A 19,332-nucleotide genomic window follows, 5' to 3' on the forward strand; every position below is an offset into this window, starting at 1 on the left:
TGCAGGAGAATCAATGTGGTTGCCAATTTGTTAGCAAGCCTGGGCGTGGCGAAAAGTGCCTACACCGAAGGGGACTACCCCGTTCATACCCCTATCGATGGCAGCCAGATTGCCTCCGTCACTCTCGAAGGCAAGGCACAGGTGCTGGCGCGTATCGACAGCGCCCAGAGTGCTTTCCTGAAATGGCGCACGGTGCCAGCCCCGCGTCGCGGCGAACTGGTGCGGATCTTCGGTGAAGTATTGCGCGAGCACAAAGCCGAACTGGGCGAACTGGTGTCCATCGAGGCCGGCAAGATCACTCAGGAAGGGCTGGGCGAAGTGCAGGAAATGATCGACATCTGCGACTTCGCGGTCGGTCTTTCCCGTCAGTTGTACGGCCTGACCATCGCCTCCGAGCGTCCAGGCCACCATATGCGTGAAACCTGGCATCCGCTGGGCGTGGTGGGGGTGATCAGTGCGTTCAACTTCCCGGTTGCAGTCTGGGCCTGGAACACCGCGCTGGCGCTGGTGTGCGGCAACCCGGTGATCTGGAAACCGTCCGAGAAAACCCCGCTGACCGCACTGGCCAGCCAGGCCTTGTTCGACAAGGCCCTGAAAATCTTCGGTGATGCTCCCGAAGGGCTGGCGCAACTGATCATCGGTGATCGCGAGGCGGGCGAGGCTCTGGTCGATGACCCGCGTGTGCCGCTGGTCAGCGCCACCGGCAGCACCCGCATGGGCCGCGAAGTGGGGCCACGGGTCGCGGCGCGTTTCGGGCGCAGCATTCTCGAACTGGGCGGCAACAACGCCATGATCCTGGCCCCGAGCGCCGATCTGGATCTGGCCGTGCGCGGCATCCTGTTCAGCGCCGTGGGCACTGCCGGTCAGCGCTGCACCACATTGCGTCGGCTGATCGTGCATCGCTCGATCAAGGACGAAGTGGTGGCCAGGGTCAAGGCAGCCTACGGCAAGGTGCGTGTCGGTGATCCACGGGAAGGCAACCTGATCGGCCCGCTGATCGACAAGCAGGCGTTTGCCGCCATGCAGGATGCGCTGGCCAAGGCCCGCGATGAAGGCGGGCAGGTTTTCGGTGGCGAGCGCCAGTTGCAGGCTCAATACCCCAATGGCTACTACGTGACCCCGGCCATCGCCGAGATGCCGGGTCAGAGCGATGTGGTGCGCCACGAAACCTTCGCACCGATTCTCTACGTGCTGGCCTACGACGAGTTTGAAGAGGCGCTGCGCCTCAACAACGAAGTGCCACAAGGCCTGTCGTCATGCATTTTCACCACCGACATTCGTGAAGCCGAAGCATTCCAGGGTGCGGCCGGCAGTGACTGCGGGATCGCCAACGTCAACATCGGTACCAGCGGTGCGGAAATCGGCGGGGCATTTGGCGGTGAGAAGGAAACCGGTGGCGGCCGTGAGTCCGGCTCCGATTCCTGGAGAGCTTACATGCGCCGTCAGACCAACACGGTCAACTATTCCCGCGAGCTGCCACTGGCTCAAGGGATTGTTTTCGACTGACAGACAGGGAATCAGGCCCGCAGGACGGGCCTGAAACTTCATCGCGCATGGGGCTGGAGTTCTGCAATGGCGAAATTTCGTCAAGAGTGTCTGTGGGAACAACTGACGCCGCAACGGCCAAGCCATCCGCCGTTGATCGGTGAGCGCTCGGCGGATGTCTGCGTGATCGGGGCGGGTTTTACCGGCCTGTCTGCCGCACTTCAGTTGCTTGAAGGCGGCAAGTCCGTGTGCATCGTGGAGGCCCATCAGGTGGGCCACGGTGGTTCGGGACGTAACGTGGGACTGGTCAATGCCGGGACCTGGGTGGCGCCGGACGAGCTGGAAAAAGTTCTGGGCAGTGCCGAGGCCAGTCGCCTCAATGGCGCACTGGGTGCGGCACCGGCGCTGGTGTTTTCCACCATCGATAAATACGCCATCGATTGTCAGGAAACCCGCACCGGCACCCTGCACATGGCGCACAACGCCAAGGGACTGGCCGACCTTCGCAGCCGTGCCGAGCAATGGCAGCGGCGTGGCGCCAACGTCGAGCTGCTGACCGGCAAGGTCTGTGAAGACGCCTGCGGCACCGACAGGATCGCTGGCGCGTTGCTCGATCACCGGGCCGGCACCGTCAATCCCATGGCTTATGCCTCCGGGATGGCCACTAACGTGGTCGCGCGTGGCGGGTTGCTGTTCGGCGAGTCACCGGTAACCGGGCTGCAACGCACCGACGATGGCTGGAAAGTTTCTACCGATCTGGGCAGCGTGCGGGCCGAAAAAGTCATCATCGCGTCCAATGCCTACACCGAAGGCGAATGGACCGATGTGAAGGATCACATCTTTGCCGGTTACTACTATCAAGTGGCATCGCAGCCGCTCAGTGGTCCGGAACAGGAAGGCATTCTGCGTGGCGGACAAGGTTCCTGGGATACGCGCACGGTACTGAGCAGCATTCGTCGTGACGCCCACGGAAGGCTGTTGCTCGGCAGCCTGGGCAATGCCGGCAATTATCCGCTGTGGTTCATTCGTCAATGGGCCGACCGCATCCAGCAGCATTACTTCCCGCAACTGGGCAAGGTCGAGTGGCAGTGCACCTGGACGGGCCGGATCGGTTTTACCCCAGACCATTTGCTGCGCCTGTTCGAGCCCGCGCCGGGTCTGTTGGCTGCGACCGGTTTCAATGGCCGTGGCGTGACCACCGGGACGCTGGTGGGCAAATGCTTTGCGGACTATGTGCTCAGCGATGATGCCAAGGCCTTGCCGGTAAGCTTCTCGAAGAGCAAGGCGGTGCTGGGCAGCTCATTGCGCACCCTGGCCTACGATGCCGGGTTCAGTCTGTATCACGCCGGGCAATGCCTGCGCGTCGTACTTTGATTTTTTAAAAGAATAAAACGCCATACAACAAAAAAACTTCATTCCATTTCTGCTGCCGTCGAAATCAATGCAAGGAAATCCAAATGGCAAGTTCCACACTCGCCCGGCTTCGCCGTGGCAGTCTTTCGGCATCCGGTCTATCTGAATTCCGTTTGAAAGTAAGCCAATAAAGCAGTGTAAGCACTGCGCCAACAACAATGCTTATTCAAAAACAGGTTGCGTCGTCGGACGGCCTCTTTGCGTGCCGCCCTGTGCAACTTTCACGTTGAGGGTAGAACATGGTTTCTCATAAAAAGAACGAGCACCGCTCCTTGAAGCACGGGCTGACATCCCGTCAGGTTTCGATGATTTCGATTGCCGGCATCATTGGTGCCGGCCTGTTCATCGGCTCGTCGAATGCCATTGCCACGGCGGGGCCGGCGATCCTGATTTCCTATGGCATTGCCGGGCTGCTGGTCCTGCTGGTGATGCGCATGCTGGGGGAAATGGCGATTGCCAATCCCAACAGCGGCTCGTTCTCGACCTATGCCGGGCAGGCCATCGGGCCATGGGCCGGGTTTACCATCGGCTGGCTGTATTGGTGGTTCTGGGTGTTGATCATTCCGGTCGAGGCGATTGCCGGCGCCGACATCCTGCACGCCTGGATGCCCTCGGTGCCGTCCTGGCTGTTCGCGTTCCTGATCATGATTACGCTGTCCTGCACCAACCTGATAAGCGTGAAGAATTTCGGTGAGTTCGAGTACTGGTTCGCGCTGGTGAAAGTCATTGCAATCCTGGCGTTCATCGCAGTCTGCAGCATGGCCGTGCTGGGCTTCTGGCCGCTGGCCGAAACTTCCGGCGTCGAGCAGTTGTGGCAGAACGGCGGCTTCATGCCCAACGGTTTCGGCGCGGTGCTGGGCGGGGTACTGGTGACGATATTTTCGTTCTTCGGCGCGGAAATCGTCACTATCGCAGCCGATGAAACGGCCAACCCCAAGGAGAAGATTCGCAAGGCCACCAATCTGGTGGTGTACCGCATCGCGATCTTCTACATCTTCTCGATCTTCTTTATCGTCTCGCTGGTGGCCTGGAACGATCCACGTTTGCTGCAAGTCGGTTCATTCCAGCGCGCCCTGGAAATCATCAATGTGCCCGGTGCCAAGCTGGTGGTCGATATCGTGGTGTTCGTGGCAGTCACCAGTTGCATGAACTCCGGGCTCTACACGGCTTCGCGGATGCTGTATTCGCTGGGTGCACGCGGTGAGGCTCCAGCCTCGATCAAGCGTGTGTCCGGCAGCGGTGTGCCAACGGTCGCGGTGATCGTTTCGACGCTGGCAGGTTTTGTCGGTTGCTTCGTGAACTATGCCTTTCCCGGCAAGGTATTCGGCTTCCTGTTGTCCACCACCGGTGCCATTGCCTTGCTGGTGTATCTGGTGATCGCGGTTTCCCAGTTGCGGATGCGGGCGATGCTGGAAAAGGACGGCAACCAGCTGGCCTTCAAGATGTGGCTGTTCCCATGGCTGACCTGGCTGGTCATCGGCCTGATCACACTGGTCCTGGGCTACATGCTGATCAGCCCGAGCTATCGCTACGAGACACTGATGACCGCAGGCGTGACCGGCACCATTCTGCTGATCGCCTTGCTGCGTCGCAGGAAGTCGACAGGGGCATATGTAGCATCCGGGGCTTGATTTTTCGCGGATGAATCCGCTCCTACGGGCGGTGTAGGAGCGAATTCATTCGCGAAGAGTCGACGATTGATTGCTGATCCGCAATTCCGCACACAACCCGCCCAGCGGTGAGTTGCGCAAATGCAGGCTGCTCTGCAGTTTGCGTACGATCATGTCGACAATCGCCAGCCCCAATCCTGCGCCATTGCTGTTGCCCTGGCTGTAGAAGCGTTCCAGCAGGCGCGCCTTGTGGTGTTCGTCGATGCCGGGGCCGGCGTCTTCGACGCTCAGGCGGGCGTTGCCGTCGTTCTGGCGTTGCAGCACTACCCGGATTTCGCTGGCTGCCGGGGCGAAATTCAGGGCGTTGGTCAGCAGGTTCTGCAAGGCGATGGTGATCGCGCCCGGATCGCTGTGGATCATGCACACTTCATCGGCTTCCAGCACCAGTTCGACCCGCTTTTCCAGGGCCAGTGGCGTGAGCTCGGCCATTTCTTCCTGGACCAGTGTATTGAGCTCGAAGGTCTTCAACTGTTCGGGATTCTGCTGCGGCTCAAGCCGGGCCATGGTCAGCAACTGGCTGGCGATGCGCGCTGCGCGGTCAACGCCATGCACCAGAAAGTCCAGTGCTTCCAGACGTTGCTCCGGCAGTTCGGCCTGCCGTGCGTTCTGTGCGTGGATGCGCAGGACCGTCAGCGGCGTGCGCAACTCATGGGCGGCATCGGCAATGAAGCGTCGTTCGCGTTCCAGCAGGTTGTCGATCTGGGTCAGCAGCCGGTTGAGCGCAGTCTGCATCGGTTCCAGTTCCCTGGGCAGTGGCGACAGCGCGAGGGCTTCCAGGCTTTCGACGTCACGCTTGCGGATCACCTTGGCCATCGCTTGCAACGGGCGCAGGCCCCAGCCGATGACCAGCCAGATGGACACGATCAGCAACGGCACGCCAATCACGGTCGGCCATACGGTGTGGCTGACGATGAGCTGGATCACGCTCTGGCGTACGTCGTCGCGTTCGCCGACCCAGATCACGAAGCCCTGTTGCGGATCGGCGAGCAGGAAACCACACCATTCATTGCCGTTTTCCACCAGGTCGTGCGAGCCCTCCACGCGGGGCGGCTCAGTGAGGACCGGGGCTTCGGCGGAACGCACCAGCAGTTCGCCCGAAGTGCGCCAGATCTGGAAGGTCAGGCGGGTTTCGTAAGGATGGGAAACACCGCTGGTGCCGACCCGGCTCATGGCCTCATCGAATGCCTGGTACAGCTTGTCCAGGTTCTGTTCGCCTTCTGCCCGCTGGCGCAGCACGCCTTGCAACAGGCGGGCACTTTGCGCCAGTTGGGCGTCGTAGACTTCTTCGATTTCATGATGGCTGTCGCGCAATACCAACAGGCCGATGATGAGGTCACCGAGCAGCAACAGCAGCAGCACCGGGGCCATGATTCTTGCGCGTACCGAAGTCATGCCTTGAGCTCCAGCAGGTAGCCGACACCGCGCACGGTGCGGATCAGGTCGGTGGACAGTTTCTTGCGCAGGTTGTGGATCAGCACTTCCAGGGTGTTGCTTTCGACCTTGTCCTGCCAGCCATACAGCGTGGTGGACAGGCGCTCGCGGGTGACCACCTTGCCGGGGCGGATCATCAACTGGTGCAGCAGTTGATATTCCATCGGCGTCATCGACACCTCGTTGCCCTGAAAGCTGACCTGCTGGGAAGCCGGGTCAAGACTGATGCCGGCGTGCTCCAGCAGCGGTTGTGCGCGACCCTGGCTGCGCCGCAGCAGGGCGCGTACCCGGGCCTTGAGTTCGTTGACGTCGAAAGGTTTGATCAGGTAATCGTCTGCCCCGGCATCCAGCCCGGCGATCCGGTCATGAGTGCCGTCCCGGGCGGTCAGGATCAGCACCGGCAAGGACTGCTGTTCGGCGCGCAACTGGCGCAGCAGGTCGAAGCCGTCCAGGCGTGGCAACCCCAGGTCGAGCAGCACCAGGTCGAAGCGCTCGCTGCGCAGGGCATGCAGGGCACTGAGCCCGTCCTCGATCCAGTCAAGCGTGTAGCCCTCAGTGTTGAGGGCGACTTTGATGCCTTGGCCGATGGCGCGATCATCTTCCACCAGGAGCAGACGCATATGAGGTTCCGGGTAATGGGTTGGGGGAGAGCGGGCGCCATCATGCCGTTCTGGCCGGGGCTCGCGAAGTGCCATCTATCCGAGAAGATGTAACGATCTGTTGCACCTTAAGCTTTTCCTAAGATTGCTTTCGCACAGTAGCGACTCCTTAACTGCTGCGAGTATCGAACATGCGTAAAGTCCTGCTGATTTCCTTGCTGATGGCCAGCCCTCTGGCGCTTGCCGGCCCGCAGTGCACTACCGCCGACAAGTCCCAGTGGCAGGATCAGACCAAGTTCCAGGAGCAACTCAAGGCCCAGGGTTACACCATCAACAAATTCAAGGTCACCGACGGCAACTGCTACGAGATCTACGGTTTCGACAAGGACAAGCGCAAGGTCGAAATCTACCATGATCCAGTCACCGGCAAGGCCGTGAAGACTGAGATCAAGGGCTGATGAGCCGGGTTTCCCTGCGCCTGTGGGACCCCTTGGTCAGAATTTTTCATCTTTCTGTCGCGGGTGTTTTCATCGCCAACTACTTTCTTAATGAAGCGGGTGGCGACTGGCATGTCTGGCTGGGCTATTACGCAGTTGCCTGGTTGAGCGTGCGAGTGGTGTGGGGATTCATCGGGCCACGCAGTGCCCGCTGGAGTGATTTCTGGCCGAGCCCGACTCGCCTGCGCGCCCATATCGGCGCCCTGATCAACAGGCGGCCTTTTCACCGGCTCGGCCACTCGCCTCTCGGTGCGCTGGTCATGGTCCTGATGATGACGCTGATTTTCTCCATCGGCCTGACCGGCTGGATGATGGAAGAAGTGGATGCGTTGTGGGGCGCCGACTGGCCGTTGCAGATTCATGAAACGCTGGCCGACGCACTCTGTGCACTGGTAGTGCTGCACATGGCTGCTGCGATATTCGAGAGTTTCCAGGTGCGCGACAACCTGCCGTTGTCGATGCTGACCGGCAAACGGCGCTCACTGCCCGAACAGAACGACCACTGAATTGACCCTTGTCTCCTTCCGCTAAGGTGCTGGATTTTCATGCCTGTTATTTCCCGAAACCTGGCTGCATGGAGCGCAGGCCTTGCTGTTGTATTGATCTTTCTCAGCGCCTGGCTCAGCCATCCGCTGCACACGTTGTCTCCCTTTGCGGTCAGCGCGACGCCGGTCAGTGCCGAAGGCCCTGTCATCAAGGCGACTTACAATTCGCGTTTCGCTTCCTCCAACCTCGATGATTTCGTGCACTCTTCGGCCGTTACCGCCTTGCCCGGCGGCGACCTGATGTCGGTGTGGTTCGCCGGTTCCCGCGAAGGGGCAAGGGACGTGGAGATTCGTGCTTCCAGATTCGATGCCAGCGCCGGTGAATGGGGCAATGAACAAGTGCTGGCGACCCGAGAGTCGACCCAGACCGGCACCGGAAAATACATTCGCAAGCTCGGTAACCCGGTGGTTGCCCTGGCCCCGGACCAGCGTCTGTGGCTGTTCTATGTGTCGGTATCGGTCGGCGGCTGGGCGGGCAGTACTGTCAATGCCATGGTCTCGCAGGACATGGGTGCGACCTGGTCGAAGCCGCGTCAGTTGATCACCTCGCCGTTCCTGAACATCAGCACGCTGGTGCGCGGAGCACCGGTGTTTCATGCCGATGGCTCGATTGGCTTGCCGGTCTACCACGAGTTTCTGGGCAAGTTCGCCGAGTACCTGTACCTGAGCGCCAACGGTGATGTGATCGACAAGTTCCGCATCAGCCGTGGCACCAATTCCCTGCAGCCCACGGTCGTGCCGCTGGACGGCCAGCGCGCCGTGGCTTTGTTGCGTTATGCAGGCAATACCTATCACCGGGTCCTGGCCAGCCGCACCGAAGATGGCGGGCAGACCTGGAGCGAGCCGCACCCGCTGGAACCGAGCAACCCCAACTCGTCGCTGGCGGCAGTCGCGGTTCCCGGACGCGGTTTGCTGGTGGCCTTGAATGACCTGCGTGACGGACGTTTCAAGCTGAGCCTGTACGGCACCGACGAGCAGATGAATCAGTGGCGGCCAGTGATCGATCTGGATAAATCCCCCGATCCGCTGGGCAATCCGTTCGCCCTGGAAGCCTACAAGGAAATCCTTGGCGAAGGCTTCAGGTCCTCCAGCGGCGCACGTCGCCAACCTCTGGAAACCGAGTTCCTGAGCAATCTGGATCAGCGGGTCTGTAAACCGCAAGGCTGCGACTTCGAGTACGAATACCCGTATTTCATTCGTAGCCCGGATGGCATGTATCACGTGGTGTATTCGTGGAATAACACCTTCATCAAGCATGTCAGCTTCAATGAAGCCTGGCTGGCGGAGCACTTGCTATGATCGCGCAATGGCTGACTCATCTGGCGTTTGCGCTGGTGCTGTTTCTGATTCTGTCTTCCTGGACGTCTTCGTTGCGCTGGCGTCTGGCAATCCTCGCCGGTGCCTCGCTGGCGAGTGTGATTTCCATCGATGGCCTGTCGCTGGCTTCCTATGCGCGCAGCCTGAGCGACGATCTGGCGATTCCCAGTCTGGTCGCTCTGGTCTGGCTGACCCTGCAGCGCCTCGGGCTGATCCAGCCGCTGGAAGTTCGCCAGCGCCTGCTGGTGGTTTCGGTGCTCGCGGCCCTGGCCCTGGTGCTCTATCCGGCCACACTGGGCCTGACCTATTTCGATCCCTACCGCTGGGGCTTCAACCCGCGGCCAATGATCATTGTGGTGGGCATCATCACTCTGGGCCTGCTGTACCTGCGTAGCCACCTGGGCGCCCTGATGCTGGCCCTGGCCACGCTGGCGTTCACCTTCCGGCTCAAGCCTTCGGAAAACTACTGGGATTATCTGGTCGATCCGTTCCTGGCGCTGTATTGCTGCGTTGCCCTGGTGGCATTTGTAGTGCGGCGTCTGTATCGGGGCCGTTCCCTGGCTTGACGCAGGTTGCACGGACGAACACCTCAACGGCTTGAAAATTATCGAGGAATAAAGATGAGTTGGCTGCAATCACGACGCCTGCAGTACTGGGCAGGCACCATCGTGCTGTTTTTCCTGTTGTCGGCGCTGTTGAGAGGCGTGTTCTTCTGGAGTTTTTCCGGGGTTGCCCCCGAGAAGCTGTTCAGCGACCCGACGGTGGCGCAGACCCTGGGCATCGGTTTGCGCTTCGACCTGCGCCTGGCCTTGCTGATATCCCTGCCGATTGCGTTCCTGCTGTGCCTGCCGCGCTGGAACATGCTCAGCGTGCGTGCGCTGCGCTGGACCGGTCGGGTATATCTGCTGCTGGCTCTGGTCGTGCTGACGATGATTCATGTCATCGACTTCGGTCACTACGCTTATCTCGGGGTCAGGCTCAACGCCAGTGTCCTGCGCTATCTGGATGACGCGCAGATCTCCCGCGACATGCTCTGGCAAACCTATCCGGTGGTGTGGATCAGTGCTGGCTGGTTGCTGGCGTTGCTGGTGCTGGGACGAGTCCTGCTGTGGCTGGAGCGCTTTACGCTGCAACGCAAACCGCGCCCGGTCAAACGCTGGTCGGCTGCCTGGGGCGTCGCAGTCGTGGTGTGCGCGACGTTCCTGGGTCTGTTGGGGCGAGTGGAAAATCTCAATCTGGAAAACCCGGTGCCGTTGCGCTGGAGCGATGCATTTTTCTCCGGCAATAACCAGGTGGCGGCCCTGGGGCTCAACCCGGCGCTGTTCCTGTATGACACGCTCAAGGTTGCCCAGTCGCGCTACGACGAGGATCAGGTACGTGAGCACTATGCCGCAGTTGCCAATTACCTGAGTGTGCAGCAGCCCGATGCACAGGCCCTGAACTTCAAGCGCCAGCAAGGTGTGCAGCCTTACCGGATTGACGGCGAGCGGGCGCCGAACGTGGTGTTCGTGATGCTTGAATCCCTCGGCACCAGTGCCGTCGGCGCCTATGGCAACCCGCTCAATCCCACGCCGAACCTCGACCGTCTGGCGACCCAGAGCTGGTTCTTCAGGCATTTCTATGTGCCGGTTACCGGCACTGCCAAGACGGTCTGGGCCAGCATCACCGGGGTTCCCGATGTCACGCGCCAGGAAACCGCGACGCGCCATCCATTGCTGACCCGCCAGCAGACGATCATCAACGACTTCAAGGATTACCAGAAGCTGTACATGATCGGCGGCAACTCGGGCTGGGCCAACATGAACGCCTTGATCCGGCGCAGCATCGACGATGTGCGGCTGTACGACGAACCCTACTGGAAATCGCCTCAGGTGGATGTGTGGGGGATTTCCGATCTGGACCTGTTCAAGGAAAGCGACAAGATCCTGCGCGAACTACCCAAGGACCGACCGTTCTTCGCTTACCTGCAGACCGCAGGCAATCACCGGCCTTTCACCATTCCCAAGGACAACGATGGTTTCGAGGCCAGCAACCTGAGCCTGGAACAGGTGCAGGCCGCAGGTTCGCGCAGCGTCGAGCAATACAACGCCGTGCGCCTGCTGGACTTCAACATCGGTCGGTTGATGGAAATGGCCAAGGCGGGCGGTTACTACGAGAACACCATCTTCGTGATGTTTGGCGACCACAACACCCGGATCAGCCAGATTCCGCACATGGCGCCGGCCTTCGAGCAATTGGGGCTGGAAAGCAACAACGTGCCGTTGCTGATCCACGCACCGGCATTGCTCGGTTCCCGGGTGATCGAAGAAGCGGTAGGGCTGGCGGACCTGCTGCCTACCGTGGCCGGCATGGCGGGCATCGAGTTCAGCAACGGCGCGATGGGTCGCGATATCCAGCAACCGGCTCCCGAAGGCGAGCGCGTGGTGCCGCTGGTCTTGCGTGAAGGCACCTTCCCGTTGATTGGTGGCGTCACTCAACATTTCCTGCTGCAGATGGAACACGACGGCAGCTCGCCGACATTGCACGATCTGTCTTCGCGCACGCCGCTGGACAACGTGGCCGGGCAACATCCCGAGGAGTTCAAGCGACTGCAGGAGCTGACGCGAGGGCTGCACGAGAGTTCGCGCCTGATGCTGTATCAGAACGTGCGCTGATTTGAATTTGCCATCCCCCTCATAACCGCCTAGGCTGGTACTGAATATAGGTAGGGGGGGTATGGTATGGCTCATTTGCACGCCGAAAAGGACGACCTGATCAAGCGGGTCCGGCGTATCGCCGGGCAGGTGCAGGCTATCGAGCGAGGGCTGGAGAGCGAAGACGACTGTGCCAAAACGCTTCATCTGGTGGCGGCCACTCGCGGAGCCATCAACGGGCTGCTTGACCAGATCATCGAGGCGCATGCCCGTGAGCATGTGGCGCATCCGGGGTTGAGCGATGAAGACCGGGCTCAAGGCCTGGAACAATTGCTGGAAGCCGTCCGCCGCTACTCCCGATAAGCGTCCGCCCGGACCTCTCGCGAACCTCTCCATTCATGCCATTTCACGCAATGAATGGAGCATGCCTTGCCAGGAATCGTCTCGATGAACAATCAACACAGCCACGCCCACGATCACGTATTCCTGGGCGCTTCCCACGATGAAAATGCCCGCCGCACCTTATGGGTCGTCGCTCTGACGTTTGTGATGATGGTGGTCGAAATCGCTGCGGGTTACATCACCGGTTCGATGGCGCTCCTGGCCGATGGTTTTCACATGGCCACGCATGCCGGGGCTTTGGGCATTGCGGCCGGGGCCTATGCATTTGCCCGGCGTAACGCCAACAATGGCCGCTACAGCTTCGGAACCGGCAAGGTTGGTGATCTTGCCGGCTTCGCCTCGGCGCTGATCCTGTTCATGGTGTCCCTGGGAATCGGTATCGAGTCGCTTGTGCGCCTGTTCCAGCCGGCCAGCGTGGCGTTTGGCGAAGCCACGCTGATCGCGATCATCGGTCTGGTGGTGAACATTCTGAGTGCGCTGCTGCTGTCGGGCGGCCATGCTCACAGTCATGGCCATCACCATCATCATGACGCTCATTCGCATGCTCATCAGCATGGCGGTGACAACAATCTTCGTTCAGCCTACTTGCACGTCATGGCCGATGCACTGACCTCGGTGCTGGCCATTGGGGCCTTGCTGGCCGGCCGTTACCTGGGGTGGGTCTGGCTCGATCCGCTGATGGGGATTGTCGGTGCCTGTGTGATTGCCAGATGGGCATATGGTTTGCTCAAGGACAGCGCCAATGTTCTGCTCGATGTGACCGACGAGCATGTGGCGCAGGAAATCCGCGAAGTGCTGGAGGCCAGTGGCGACCTGCAAATCACCGATCTTCACGTCTGGCAGGTTGGCCCGCAGGCTCGCGCCGCTATTGTCAGTGTCCTGGGCGAAATAAATGTGACGGCCGAAGTGATCCGCAAACGCTTGCGGGACGTACACGAGGTTGCGCACCTGACGATTGAATGCCGGGCCGTGTGATACACGGTCCCGGCGTTACCTGGCGGTCTGCTACGCTGAAAGTCGTATCTCGGGCGGAATTTCGTACGTGTCAGGCTGAATTTTCCGATGCTTAAGCTTCTGTATTTCATCGGTTATTCCTGAAAGTTCTGTCGCATATTGTCGGCAATCTGTATGTTGAGACTCCACTTCGCCAGGATGCGGTGTCTTGTCGTTTCAATCATTGAGAGCATTACTGGATGTTGGCAACGTTTACCCAGGTTTCACCGGCCAAACTGCTTGATGCTCTTCGTTCTGAAACGAGTCAGACACATGTCGATCTGGAAAAGCGCCTGCCGTTTTTCTCTCCTGTCCTGAGCGCTGCTTATTACCTGCGTTTGCTCCAGGCCTACTACGGTTTCTATCGTCCATTGGAGTCTGCCTTGCAGGCCAGTGGCCTGATACCTTCAGAACTGAACCCGGCCGAGCGGATCAAGACCCCGGTCCTGGTTCAGGACCTGCGTGCCCTTGGCATGACCGATGAAGCCATCGACGCGCTTGCCCAATGCCGCAAACTGCCGCTGATCGATACGCCCGGCGCCTGCCTGGGCGTGTTGTATGTACTCGAAGGCGCCACCCTCGGCGGGCAGGTCCTGCGCCGTGAAATCCACAAGCGTCTGGGGCTCGACGAGCACACTGGCGCGGCTTTCCTAAATGTCTACGGCAGCGCCACCGGCATACGCTGGAAGACCTTTCTCGCCTATCTGGACAGCGTGCCGGATGAAGCCGCAACCCTGACGTCTGCCGCGCAGGCGGCACAATCCACATTCGCATGTTTCGAGCACTGGCTCGATGGTCAAGAGGTACTGTTATGAGCCAACTCGATAAAGACGCTTTTGAAGCCCTGTTGGCCAATTGTGCGAATGAGCCGATCCAGTATCCGGGGGCCATTCAGCCTCATGGCGTGCTGTTGACCCTGACCGAGCCCGATTTCGTGGTGCTGCAGGCCAGTGCCAATGTGCAGGAACTGCTGGGCAAGGAGCCAGAGCAGTTGATTGGTCAGCCGTTGGAGCACCTGGTGGGAGAGGGCTGGTCCACGGTGCTCAAGAGCGCCAGCACCCAGGAGTCCTTCAACGATGTTCCGCAACTGTTGATCACCCTCAATGGTCAGGCGTTCGAGGTGCTGATGCATCGGCATCAGGGCGTTCTGGTGCTGGAGCTTGAGGTTCAGGACAAGGATGCACAGCTTGCCAGCAGCGAGCGTGTCTCTCATCTGGGGCGCATGCTGCGTCAATTGCAGATGGCCAAGACTCTGCCGGCCCTGTATGAAATCAGCGTTCGCGAAATCCAGAAACTGACCGGTTACGACCGCGTGCTGATCTACCGTTTCGAGGACGAAGGCCACGGCCAGGTGATTGCCGAAGCCTCTTCGCCGGACATGGAGCTGTTCAACGGCCTGTTCTTTCCCGCTTCGGACATTCCGGAGCAGGCGCGCGAACTCTATCGCCGCAACTGGCTGCGCATCATTCCCGATGCCAACTACACGCCGGTGCCGCTGATTCCGCAATTGCGTCCCGATACCGGGCAGCCGCTGGACCTGAGTTTCTCGACACTGCGCAGTGTTTCTCCGATCCACTGCGAATACATGAAGAACATGGGCGTGTTGTCGTCCATGAGCGTTTCGCTGCTCAAGGACGACAAGCTCTGGGGACTGATCAGTTGCGGGCACCGTACACCTCTGCATGTTTCCCATGAATTGCGCGGCGCCTGCCAGGCCATCGGCCAGGTGCTGTCGTTGCAGATCCGGGCGATGGAAGCTCTGGAACTCAACCGTCAGCGCGATGCGAAACTGCAGATGTTGCAGGACCTGAAACAGGTCATGGTGTCTGCCACGGAAAACGTCTTTGACGGCCTGGCGCAGCAACCGCAATTGCTAATGGACCTGGTGAGTGCATCGGGTGTGGCGATCATCGAAGACCGGCAACTGCACACCTTCGGCCTCTGCCCGGCGCCGACCGAAATCAGGGCGCTGCATCAGTGGCTGATGGCGAGCGGTCAACCGGTGTTTTCCAGCCATCATCTATCAAGTGTGTTCCCGGCGGCCGAGGCCTATCAGCAAAGCGCCAGCGGCGTTCTGGCCATGAGCCTGCCCAAGCCCGTCGATAACGGCGTGCTGTGGTTCCGTCCCGAGGTCAAGGAAAGCATCCAGTGGAGCGGTAACCCGGACAAGCCTCTGGACATGGAAGGCTCAGGTGCCGGCCTGCGCTTGCGGCCGCGCACTTCCTTCGAGATCTGGAAGGTCGAGATGGCGGGCATTTCCACCAAATGGACCCATGGCGACGTATTCGCCGCCAACGACCTGCGTCGTTCGGCGCTGGAAGATGACCTGGCCCGTCAGGTCCGCCGTGAGCAACAGGCTGTGCGCGCCCGCGATGAACTGGTCGCAGTCGTATCCCATGACCTGCGCAACCCGATGACCGTCATTTCCATGCTCTGCGGCATGATGCAAAAGGCTTTCAGCTCGGATGGCCCGCACACTTCTCGACGTATTTCTTCGGCCATCGACACCATGCAGCAGGCTGCCAGCCGTATGAATGTTCTGCTGGAAGACCTGCTCGACACCTCGAAAATCGAAGCCGGGCGCTACATCATTTCGCCCCAGGTGCTGGAAGTCAGCGATATTTTCGAGGAAGCCTATTCGTTGCTGGCGCCGCTGGCCATGGACAAATCCATCGACATTTCCTTCCATGCCGATCCCGACCTGAAGGTCAGCGCCGATCCCGAGCGGTTGTTCCAGGTGCTGTCGAACCTGATCGGCAACGCCATCAAGTTCACTCCCAAACAAGGCCGGATCGACATTGCCGCCGCCCCCAGCGGCAACGAAATCGTATTCACCGTGCGCGATTCCGGTGAAGGCATCCAGCCGGAACAACTGCCGCACATCTTCGAGCGCTACTGGACCATCAAGGAAGGCAACCCGACCGGCACTGGCCTGGGGCTCTACATCTCCCAAGGCATCATCAAGGCCCATGGCGGCATGCTGACTGCAGACAGCACCGTCGGCAAGGGCAGCGAGTTCAGGTTCACCGTGCCGGTAGCGGTTTGATCGACTGCTTTCAACGCTCATGAATATGGGCTGTCTTCGCGAATGAATTGGCTCCCACCTGCAATTCATATTGTGTGGACAGCCATTCTGAGGGAGCGGATTCATCCGCGAAGACTTGCCATCCACACACATCTCTCCTGATTATTCGTCAGCCGAATAACGCTTGTGCAAACTGTCGATTTCCATATGTGTAGCGAATAAAACACCATCTCCTCACGGCACCGAAGCAGGTAATTCCACATTCACTGCCGCCACAGGAGAGTCCCGAATGACCACCAGAAAAATTCTCGCATCTACTGCACTTGCTATGTCCATGGCGGCTTCTGCCAATGCGATGGCGAGCGACATCGTTTCTCTGAAATTCACTGATGGCCGCCCCGATGTGCTCGGCATCAAAGACGTAAATGCCGTGCTTGAAACCATCGGCATTCACGTTACGACTGTCGATATCCCTCAGGACGCCAAACCGATTCTTGCCGAATCGCAACAGCGCGCACTGACCGACAAAGAGCACAGCCGCCTGATTGATCTCTTCCATCTGAGCCAGGATCAACTGCTTGAGCAAGTCAGCCTGGCCGGTCGCCAGCCTGCGGTAAAAGGCGGTGGAGTGCTGACAGAAGAAACCGGGCTCGGTCCTTATCCCAAGGTCTATGACATGCGCGCTCTGGACGCCAGGACGCACAAGGCCGTTCTTGAAAAATATGGCCGCATGCACGTGAACTCGGCAGATGACGGGACTGATATCGATGAGGTCATGACCGTTGTGGCAGGCGGGCCTTTTCGCTGGGGCTTCACCTTGAAGGACGGTTCAATCGCTCGCTTCCAGGTCGATAAGGTCGGGCTTGAGGATCATGCCGTGCGCGTCAGCTACCACGGTCTGGGGATGCACGCCGGCATCATGGATGCCACGCAAGGCCTGATTGTCGCCTTTGCCCATGGTCCGAAGGAATTCACCATGCGTTACACCGCGGATGTGCCTCATGCCGAGCTTCTGGGGACCAATCCCTGGATCGATTTCAGCGGCGAAATGCCGGTTGTTCTGGATCAGGTCAAGTAAGGAGCAGGGCAAACATTGAGTGGCGGGCGTCAAACCCCGCCACTTTCTGGCAATCCGGTCTCAGGTGGAGTCGTCATGTTCGGTAAAGTCGCGTTGCTTGCAAGTATCCCCGTCGCCCTGGGCTTTCTGGCCGGTGCAGCCATTCCGTTTCAGGCCGTGAGCAATGGCGCACTGGGGCGAGAGCTGGGCCATCCGCTGTGGGCGGCCCTGGTTTCCCTGTTCGTCAGCGCCATCAGCCTGATAATGATTCTGGCGTTGCTGAGGATCCCTCTGCCAGCTATCGGCAATGCCATTCAAGGCCCTTGGTGGCTGTGGGTCGGCGGGCTCGGTGGGGCGTTATATGTGGCGATGGCCGCAACCCTGACGCCACGAGTGGGGGCGGCCAGCTTCATTCTCTACGTCATGATCGGTCAGGTGATTGCGGCCATGCTGATTGACCATTTCGGCCTGATGGGGCTTGTGCCAAAACCCCTGAATAGCGTCCGGATGATGGGCGTTGCCTTGATCATTGTCGGGCTGGTGGTTGTGCAGATGGGAGCCGTTACGACCCAGCCTGCGGCTGACAGCTCTCGACAAAACATTGGCGCAGCCACTTCAATGCCGGATTAGCGTCCTTGCGGGCATGCCAGGCCTGTTGATAGGCAATGGTTTGCAGAGCCAGGGGCGGCTTGAAACACCTCAAGTCGGGGAACCGCTCAATCCCGGTGATCGCCCGGTTGGCAATGGTCAACAGCAGATCCGTGCCCTGAATCATCTCGATTGCGGCACTCCAGTGAGGCAGCGCCAGCGCAATGTTTCGCTGCAGGCCCTGAGTGCTCAAGGCCTTTTCGATCTCGTCGTTTGCATCCGGCCTCAGCGCCAGCATCACGTGAGGCCGGCTCAGCCAGTCCGTCAGTGACAGTTCGCCGCTGGAGGGCAGGGCGGCCTGATCGGCGACACTCACGAAGTGGTCGGCAAACAAGTCTTCCACCAGGATATCCCTCGGGACATCAGGAAAAATCCCCAGCGCGAGATCCAGCTCACCATCGGCCAACTGCACCACCATCGCCTCGCGGCTCGCCTGACTGATCGCCAGCTGAATACCCGGCGCCTCGGCACGTACCCTGCGCATCACCGATGGAAGTACTGTGCGTGCGGCATAGTCCGACAAGGACAGTCGAAAGCGACCGGTCGCCGAAGCAGGATCAAAACCCGGTTCTCCGAGCAATCCGTTCAGGCTCGACAGCGCTGCCTCCAAAGGACGCACAAGAGCCTGCGCCCGTGCGGTCAAGGCCATGTGTCCATCGCGACGGATCAGCAACTGATCATTGAAGTGCAGCCGAAGCTGAGCGAGCGCATGGCTCACCGCAGGCTGGCTTTTATGCAACCGCACCGATGCACGGGTGACATGCCGCTCAACCAGCAAGGCATGCAGGGTCAGCAGGAGATTGAGGTCGATCCGGCGAAGCTCGTCCATGTTTACGGTCTGGAGCCTGAGGTTGGGAAGGCATGTTGGGAATGTTTCTAACTTTCGGTTTGGCGTTCAGCCAACAGAATTGGCCTCAAGTCCTCCATGAGTGCTTGAAGTGCACTCTGGCTATCGTCACCCGCAGGCTTGCACTGGATAGCGTGCAAACAGGCAAATCCAGTTCTCACGATTGCATTGGCTGTACACCACTTGAGAGGTGTTTCCTGGGAGGCGTGCTGCAAATACATGTCTGTCGCTTCGATTTGCAGTCGCTCGGTGATTTCCAGTTGCCGCGCAAGCAGTGCCGGGGTGCTGCGAATGGTTGCCTGGATGCTTGAGGGCGATAAATCTTGATTTAACTCAGTGCAACCAAGCGTGGACTCATTAAGCGAGAAGTTTAAAGCGCTCCAGAGATCATGGGTGCGCAGATGACGCTCGAAGCTTTCCAGAAAACTCAGCCTGAACAACTGGGTGGGTTCCAATAGCACGTCGTCTTTCGAGCGAAAGTAGCGAAAGTAAGTGCGCGTCGACATTCCGATCTCACTGGAAATATCTTCAACCGTGGTTTTTTCATAGCCGTTTTCCTGAAAAAGCTTTAGCGCGGTGAGCGCGATCTGCTTCCTGACGGCTTGTTTGGCGAGGTCTCTTGTCTTCATTCGCCAAGCTTACAGCCAATCCCGGGGTAATGGGAGTTGTCACTCTGTGACACTAATGTCTTGACGTGCCAAAATATGCCTAGTAGCTTCCTTGATCTGATGATTGTGCCCCGTGGCTCTACAGGGGATAGATTTTGACCG

At 59.5% G+C, this 19,332-nt stretch carries 18 protein-coding genes; 14 read left to right on the forward strand and 4 right to left on the reverse strand.

Translation table 11 applies throughout. From position 1 onward, the window contains the following. Window positions 1–15 precede the first annotated feature (15 nt). The 3 genes from ALQ04_RS09540 to ALQ04_RS09550 all read left to right on the forward strand — a co-directional run bounded on the left by ALQ04_RS09540 (window position 16) and on the right by ALQ04_RS09550 (window position 4,529). Window positions 16–1,506, forward strand: coding sequence for an aldehyde dehydrogenase family protein (locus tag ALQ04_RS09540; RefSeq protein WP_122315513.1), 1,491 nt, complete (start codon window positions 16–18; stop codon window positions 1,504–1,506). A gap of 66 nt (window positions 1,507–1,572) precedes the next feature. After that, complete coding sequence (locus ALQ04_RS09545) at window positions 1,573–2,859, forward strand: FAD-binding oxidoreductase (protein ID WP_122315514.1); 1,287 nt, start codon at window positions 1,573–1,575, stop codon at window positions 2,857–2,859. 278 nt (window positions 2,860–3,137) lie between these two features. Next, on the forward strand, window positions 3,138–4,529 hold the full coding sequence (locus ALQ04_RS09550; protein ID WP_122315515.1) for an amino acid permease: 1,392 nt from the start codon (window positions 3,138–3,140) through the stop codon (window positions 4,527–4,529). A gap of 45 nt (window positions 4,530–4,574) precedes the next feature. Here the strand turns inward: ALQ04_RS09550 and ALQ04_RS09555 are convergent, their stop codons facing one another. Next, window positions 4,575–5,960: an ATP-binding protein gene (locus ALQ04_RS09555; protein WP_122315516.1), complete on the reverse strand. Its 1,386-nt coding sequence runs from the start codon at window positions 5,958–5,960 to the stop codon at window positions 4,575–4,577. Further along, window positions 5,957–6,619 (reverse strand): response regulator, encoded by a 663-nt coding sequence (locus ALQ04_RS09560; protein ID WP_122315517.1) that lies wholly within the window; start codon window positions 6,617–6,619, stop codon window positions 5,957–5,959. The genes ALQ04_RS09555 and ALQ04_RS09560 overlap by 4 nt, the downstream gene beginning before the upstream one ends. A 170-nt stretch (window positions 6,620–6,789) precedes the next feature. Between ALQ04_RS09560 and ALQ04_RS09565 the strand changes: the two genes are divergently transcribed. From ALQ04_RS09565 to ALQ04_RS09615, 11 genes are all read left to right on the forward strand, one after another. After that, on the forward strand, window positions 6,790–7,056 hold the full coding sequence (locus ALQ04_RS09565) for a PepSY domain-containing protein (RefSeq protein WP_122315518.1): 267 nt from the start codon (window positions 6,790–6,792) through the stop codon (window positions 7,054–7,056). Continuing rightward, window positions 7,056–7,601, forward strand: a complete 546-nt coding sequence (locus tag ALQ04_RS09570) for a cytochrome b/b6 domain-containing protein (RefSeq protein WP_122315519.1) — start codon at window positions 7,056–7,058, stop codon at window positions 7,599–7,601. The genes ALQ04_RS09565 and ALQ04_RS09570 overlap by 1 nt, the downstream gene beginning before the upstream one ends. A 39-nt stretch (window positions 7,602–7,640) precedes the next feature. Continuing rightward, window positions 7,641–8,939 (forward strand): exo-alpha-sialidase, encoded by a 1,299-nt coding sequence (locus tag ALQ04_RS09575; protein ID WP_122315520.1) that lies wholly within the window; start codon window positions 7,641–7,643, stop codon window positions 8,937–8,939. Then, a complete protein-coding gene (locus ALQ04_RS09580) occupies window positions 8,936–9,523 on the forward strand; it encodes a hypothetical protein (RefSeq protein ID WP_122315521.1) in 588 nt (195 codons plus the stop codon). The genes ALQ04_RS09575 and ALQ04_RS09580 overlap by 4 nt, the downstream gene beginning before the upstream one ends. A 54-nt stretch (window positions 9,524–9,577) precedes the next feature. Continuing rightward, the gene (locus tag ALQ04_RS09585) at window positions 9,578–11,611 is read left to right on the forward strand and encodes an LTA synthase family protein (protein WP_122315522.1); all 2,034 of its coding nucleotides are present in this window, start codon (window positions 9,578–9,580) and stop codon (window positions 11,609–11,611) included. Between the two features lie 66 nt (window positions 11,612–11,677). Beyond that, window positions 11,678–11,953 carry a metal/formaldehyde-sensitive transcriptional repressor gene (locus tag ALQ04_RS09590; RefSeq protein ID WP_122315523.1) on the forward strand — a complete coding sequence of 92 codons (276 nt, stop codon included), beginning with the start codon at window positions 11,678–11,680 and terminating at the stop codon, window positions 11,951–11,953. Between the two features lie 84 nt (window positions 11,954–12,037). Then, the gene (dmeF, locus tag ALQ04_RS09595) at window positions 12,038–12,967 is read left to right on the forward strand and encodes a CDF family Co(II)/Ni(II) efflux transporter DmeF (protein WP_122315524.1); all 930 of its coding nucleotides are present in this window, start codon (window positions 12,038–12,040) and stop codon (window positions 12,965–12,967) included. Window positions 12,968–13,185: 218 nt separating this feature from the next. After that, a complete protein-coding gene (locus ALQ04_RS09600; RefSeq protein ID WP_122315525.1) occupies window positions 13,186–13,800 on the forward strand; it encodes a biliverdin-producing heme oxygenase in 615 nt (204 codons plus the stop codon). Then, window positions 13,797–16,031 (forward strand): ATP-binding protein, encoded by a 2,235-nt coding sequence (locus ALQ04_RS09605; RefSeq protein WP_122315526.1) that lies wholly within the window; start codon window positions 13,797–13,799, stop codon window positions 16,029–16,031. Before ALQ04_RS09600 ends, ALQ04_RS09605 begins: the two co-directional genes overlap by 4 nt. 268 nt (window positions 16,032–16,299) lie before the next feature. Then, window positions 16,300–17,088, forward strand: a complete 789-nt coding sequence (locus ALQ04_RS09610; protein WP_221033396.1) for a hypothetical protein — start codon at window positions 16,300–16,302, stop codon at window positions 17,086–17,088. 75 nt (window positions 17,089–17,163) lie between these two features. Continuing rightward, window positions 17,164–17,697 carry a DMT family transporter gene (locus ALQ04_RS09615; RefSeq protein WP_122315527.1) on the forward strand — a complete coding sequence of 178 codons (534 nt, stop codon included), beginning with the start codon at window positions 17,164–17,166 and terminating at the stop codon, window positions 17,695–17,697. Here ALQ04_RS09615 and ALQ04_RS09620 read toward each other — a convergent pair. Both ALQ04_RS09620 and ALQ04_RS09625 read right to left on the reverse strand, forming a co-directional pair. Next, window positions 17,630–18,544, reverse strand: coding sequence for a LysR family transcriptional regulator (locus ALQ04_RS09620; protein ID WP_122315528.1), 915 nt, complete (start codon window positions 18,542–18,544; stop codon window positions 17,630–17,632). The genes ALQ04_RS09615 and ALQ04_RS09620 overlap by 68 nt on opposite strands. 47 nt (window positions 18,545–18,591) lie before the next feature. Further along, entirely contained in the window at window positions 18,592–19,191 is a 600-nt protein-coding gene (locus ALQ04_RS09625) for a TetR/AcrR family transcriptional regulator (protein WP_122315529.1), read from the reverse strand. Between the last annotated feature and the right edge of the window lie 141 nt (window positions 19,192–19,332).

The sequence above is a fragment of the Pseudomonas cichorii genome, from assembly GCF_003700275.1.
GTDB classification, from domain to species: domain Bacteria; phylum Pseudomonadota; class Gammaproteobacteria; order Pseudomonadales; family Pseudomonadaceae; genus Aquipseudomonas; species Aquipseudomonas cichorii_B.

Coding starts and splice junctions, on each gene's coding strand:
- ALQ04_RS09545 (WP_122315514.1), top strand. CDS start 1,573: ATGGCGAAATTTCGTCAAGAGTGTCTGTGGGAACAACTGACGCCGCAA.
- ALQ04_RS09550 (WP_122315515.1), top strand. CDS start 3,138: ATGGTTTCTCATAAAAAGAACGAGCACCGCTCCTTGAAGCACGGGCTG.
- ALQ04_RS09555 (WP_122315516.1), bottom strand. CDS start 5,960: ATGACTTCGGTACGCGCAAGAATCATGGCCCCGGTGCTGCTGCTGTTG.
- ALQ04_RS09560 (WP_122315517.1), bottom strand. CDS start 6,619: ATGCGTCTGCTCCTGGTGGAAGATGATCGCGCCATCGGCCAAGGCATC.
- ALQ04_RS09565 (WP_122315518.1), top strand. CDS start 6,790: ATGCGTAAAGTCCTGCTGATTTCCTTGCTGATGGCCAGCCCTCTGGCG.
- ALQ04_RS09570 (WP_122315519.1), top strand. CDS start 7,056: ATGAGCCGGGTTTCCCTGCGCCTGTGGGACCCCTTGGTCAGAATTTTT.
- ALQ04_RS09575 (WP_122315520.1), top strand. CDS start 7,641: ATGCCTGTTATTTCCCGAAACCTGGCTGCATGGAGCGCAGGCCTTGCT.
- ALQ04_RS09580 (WP_122315521.1), top strand. CDS start 8,936: ATGATCGCGCAATGGCTGACTCATCTGGCGTTTGCGCTGGTGCTGTTT.
- ALQ04_RS09585 (WP_122315522.1), top strand. CDS start 9,578: ATGAGTTGGCTGCAATCACGACGCCTGCAGTACTGGGCAGGCACCATC.
- ALQ04_RS09590 (WP_122315523.1), top strand. CDS start 11,678: ATGGCTCATTTGCACGCCGAAAAGGACGACCTGATCAAGCGGGTCCGG.
- dmeF (WP_122315524.1), top strand. CDS start 12,038: ATGAACAATCAACACAGCCACGCCCACGATCACGTATTCCTGGGCGCT.
- ALQ04_RS09600 (WP_122315525.1), top strand. CDS start 13,186: ATGTTGGCAACGTTTACCCAGGTTTCACCGGCCAAACTGCTTGATGCT.
- ALQ04_RS09605 (WP_122315526.1), top strand. CDS start 13,797: ATGAGCCAACTCGATAAAGACGCTTTTGAAGCCCTGTTGGCCAATTGT.
- ALQ04_RS09610 (WP_221033396.1), top strand. CDS start 16,300: ATGACCACCAGAAAAATTCTCGCATCTACTGCACTTGCTATGTCCATG.
- ALQ04_RS09615 (WP_122315527.1), top strand. CDS start 17,164: ATGTTCGGTAAAGTCGCGTTGCTTGCAAGTATCCCCGTCGCCCTGGGC.
- ALQ04_RS09620 (WP_122315528.1), bottom strand. CDS start 18,544: ATGGACGAGCTTCGCCGGATCGACCTCAATCTCCTGCTGACCCTGCAT.
- ALQ04_RS09625 (WP_122315529.1), bottom strand. CDS start 19,191: ATGAAGACAAGAGACCTCGCCAAACAAGCCGTCAGGAAGCAGATCGCG.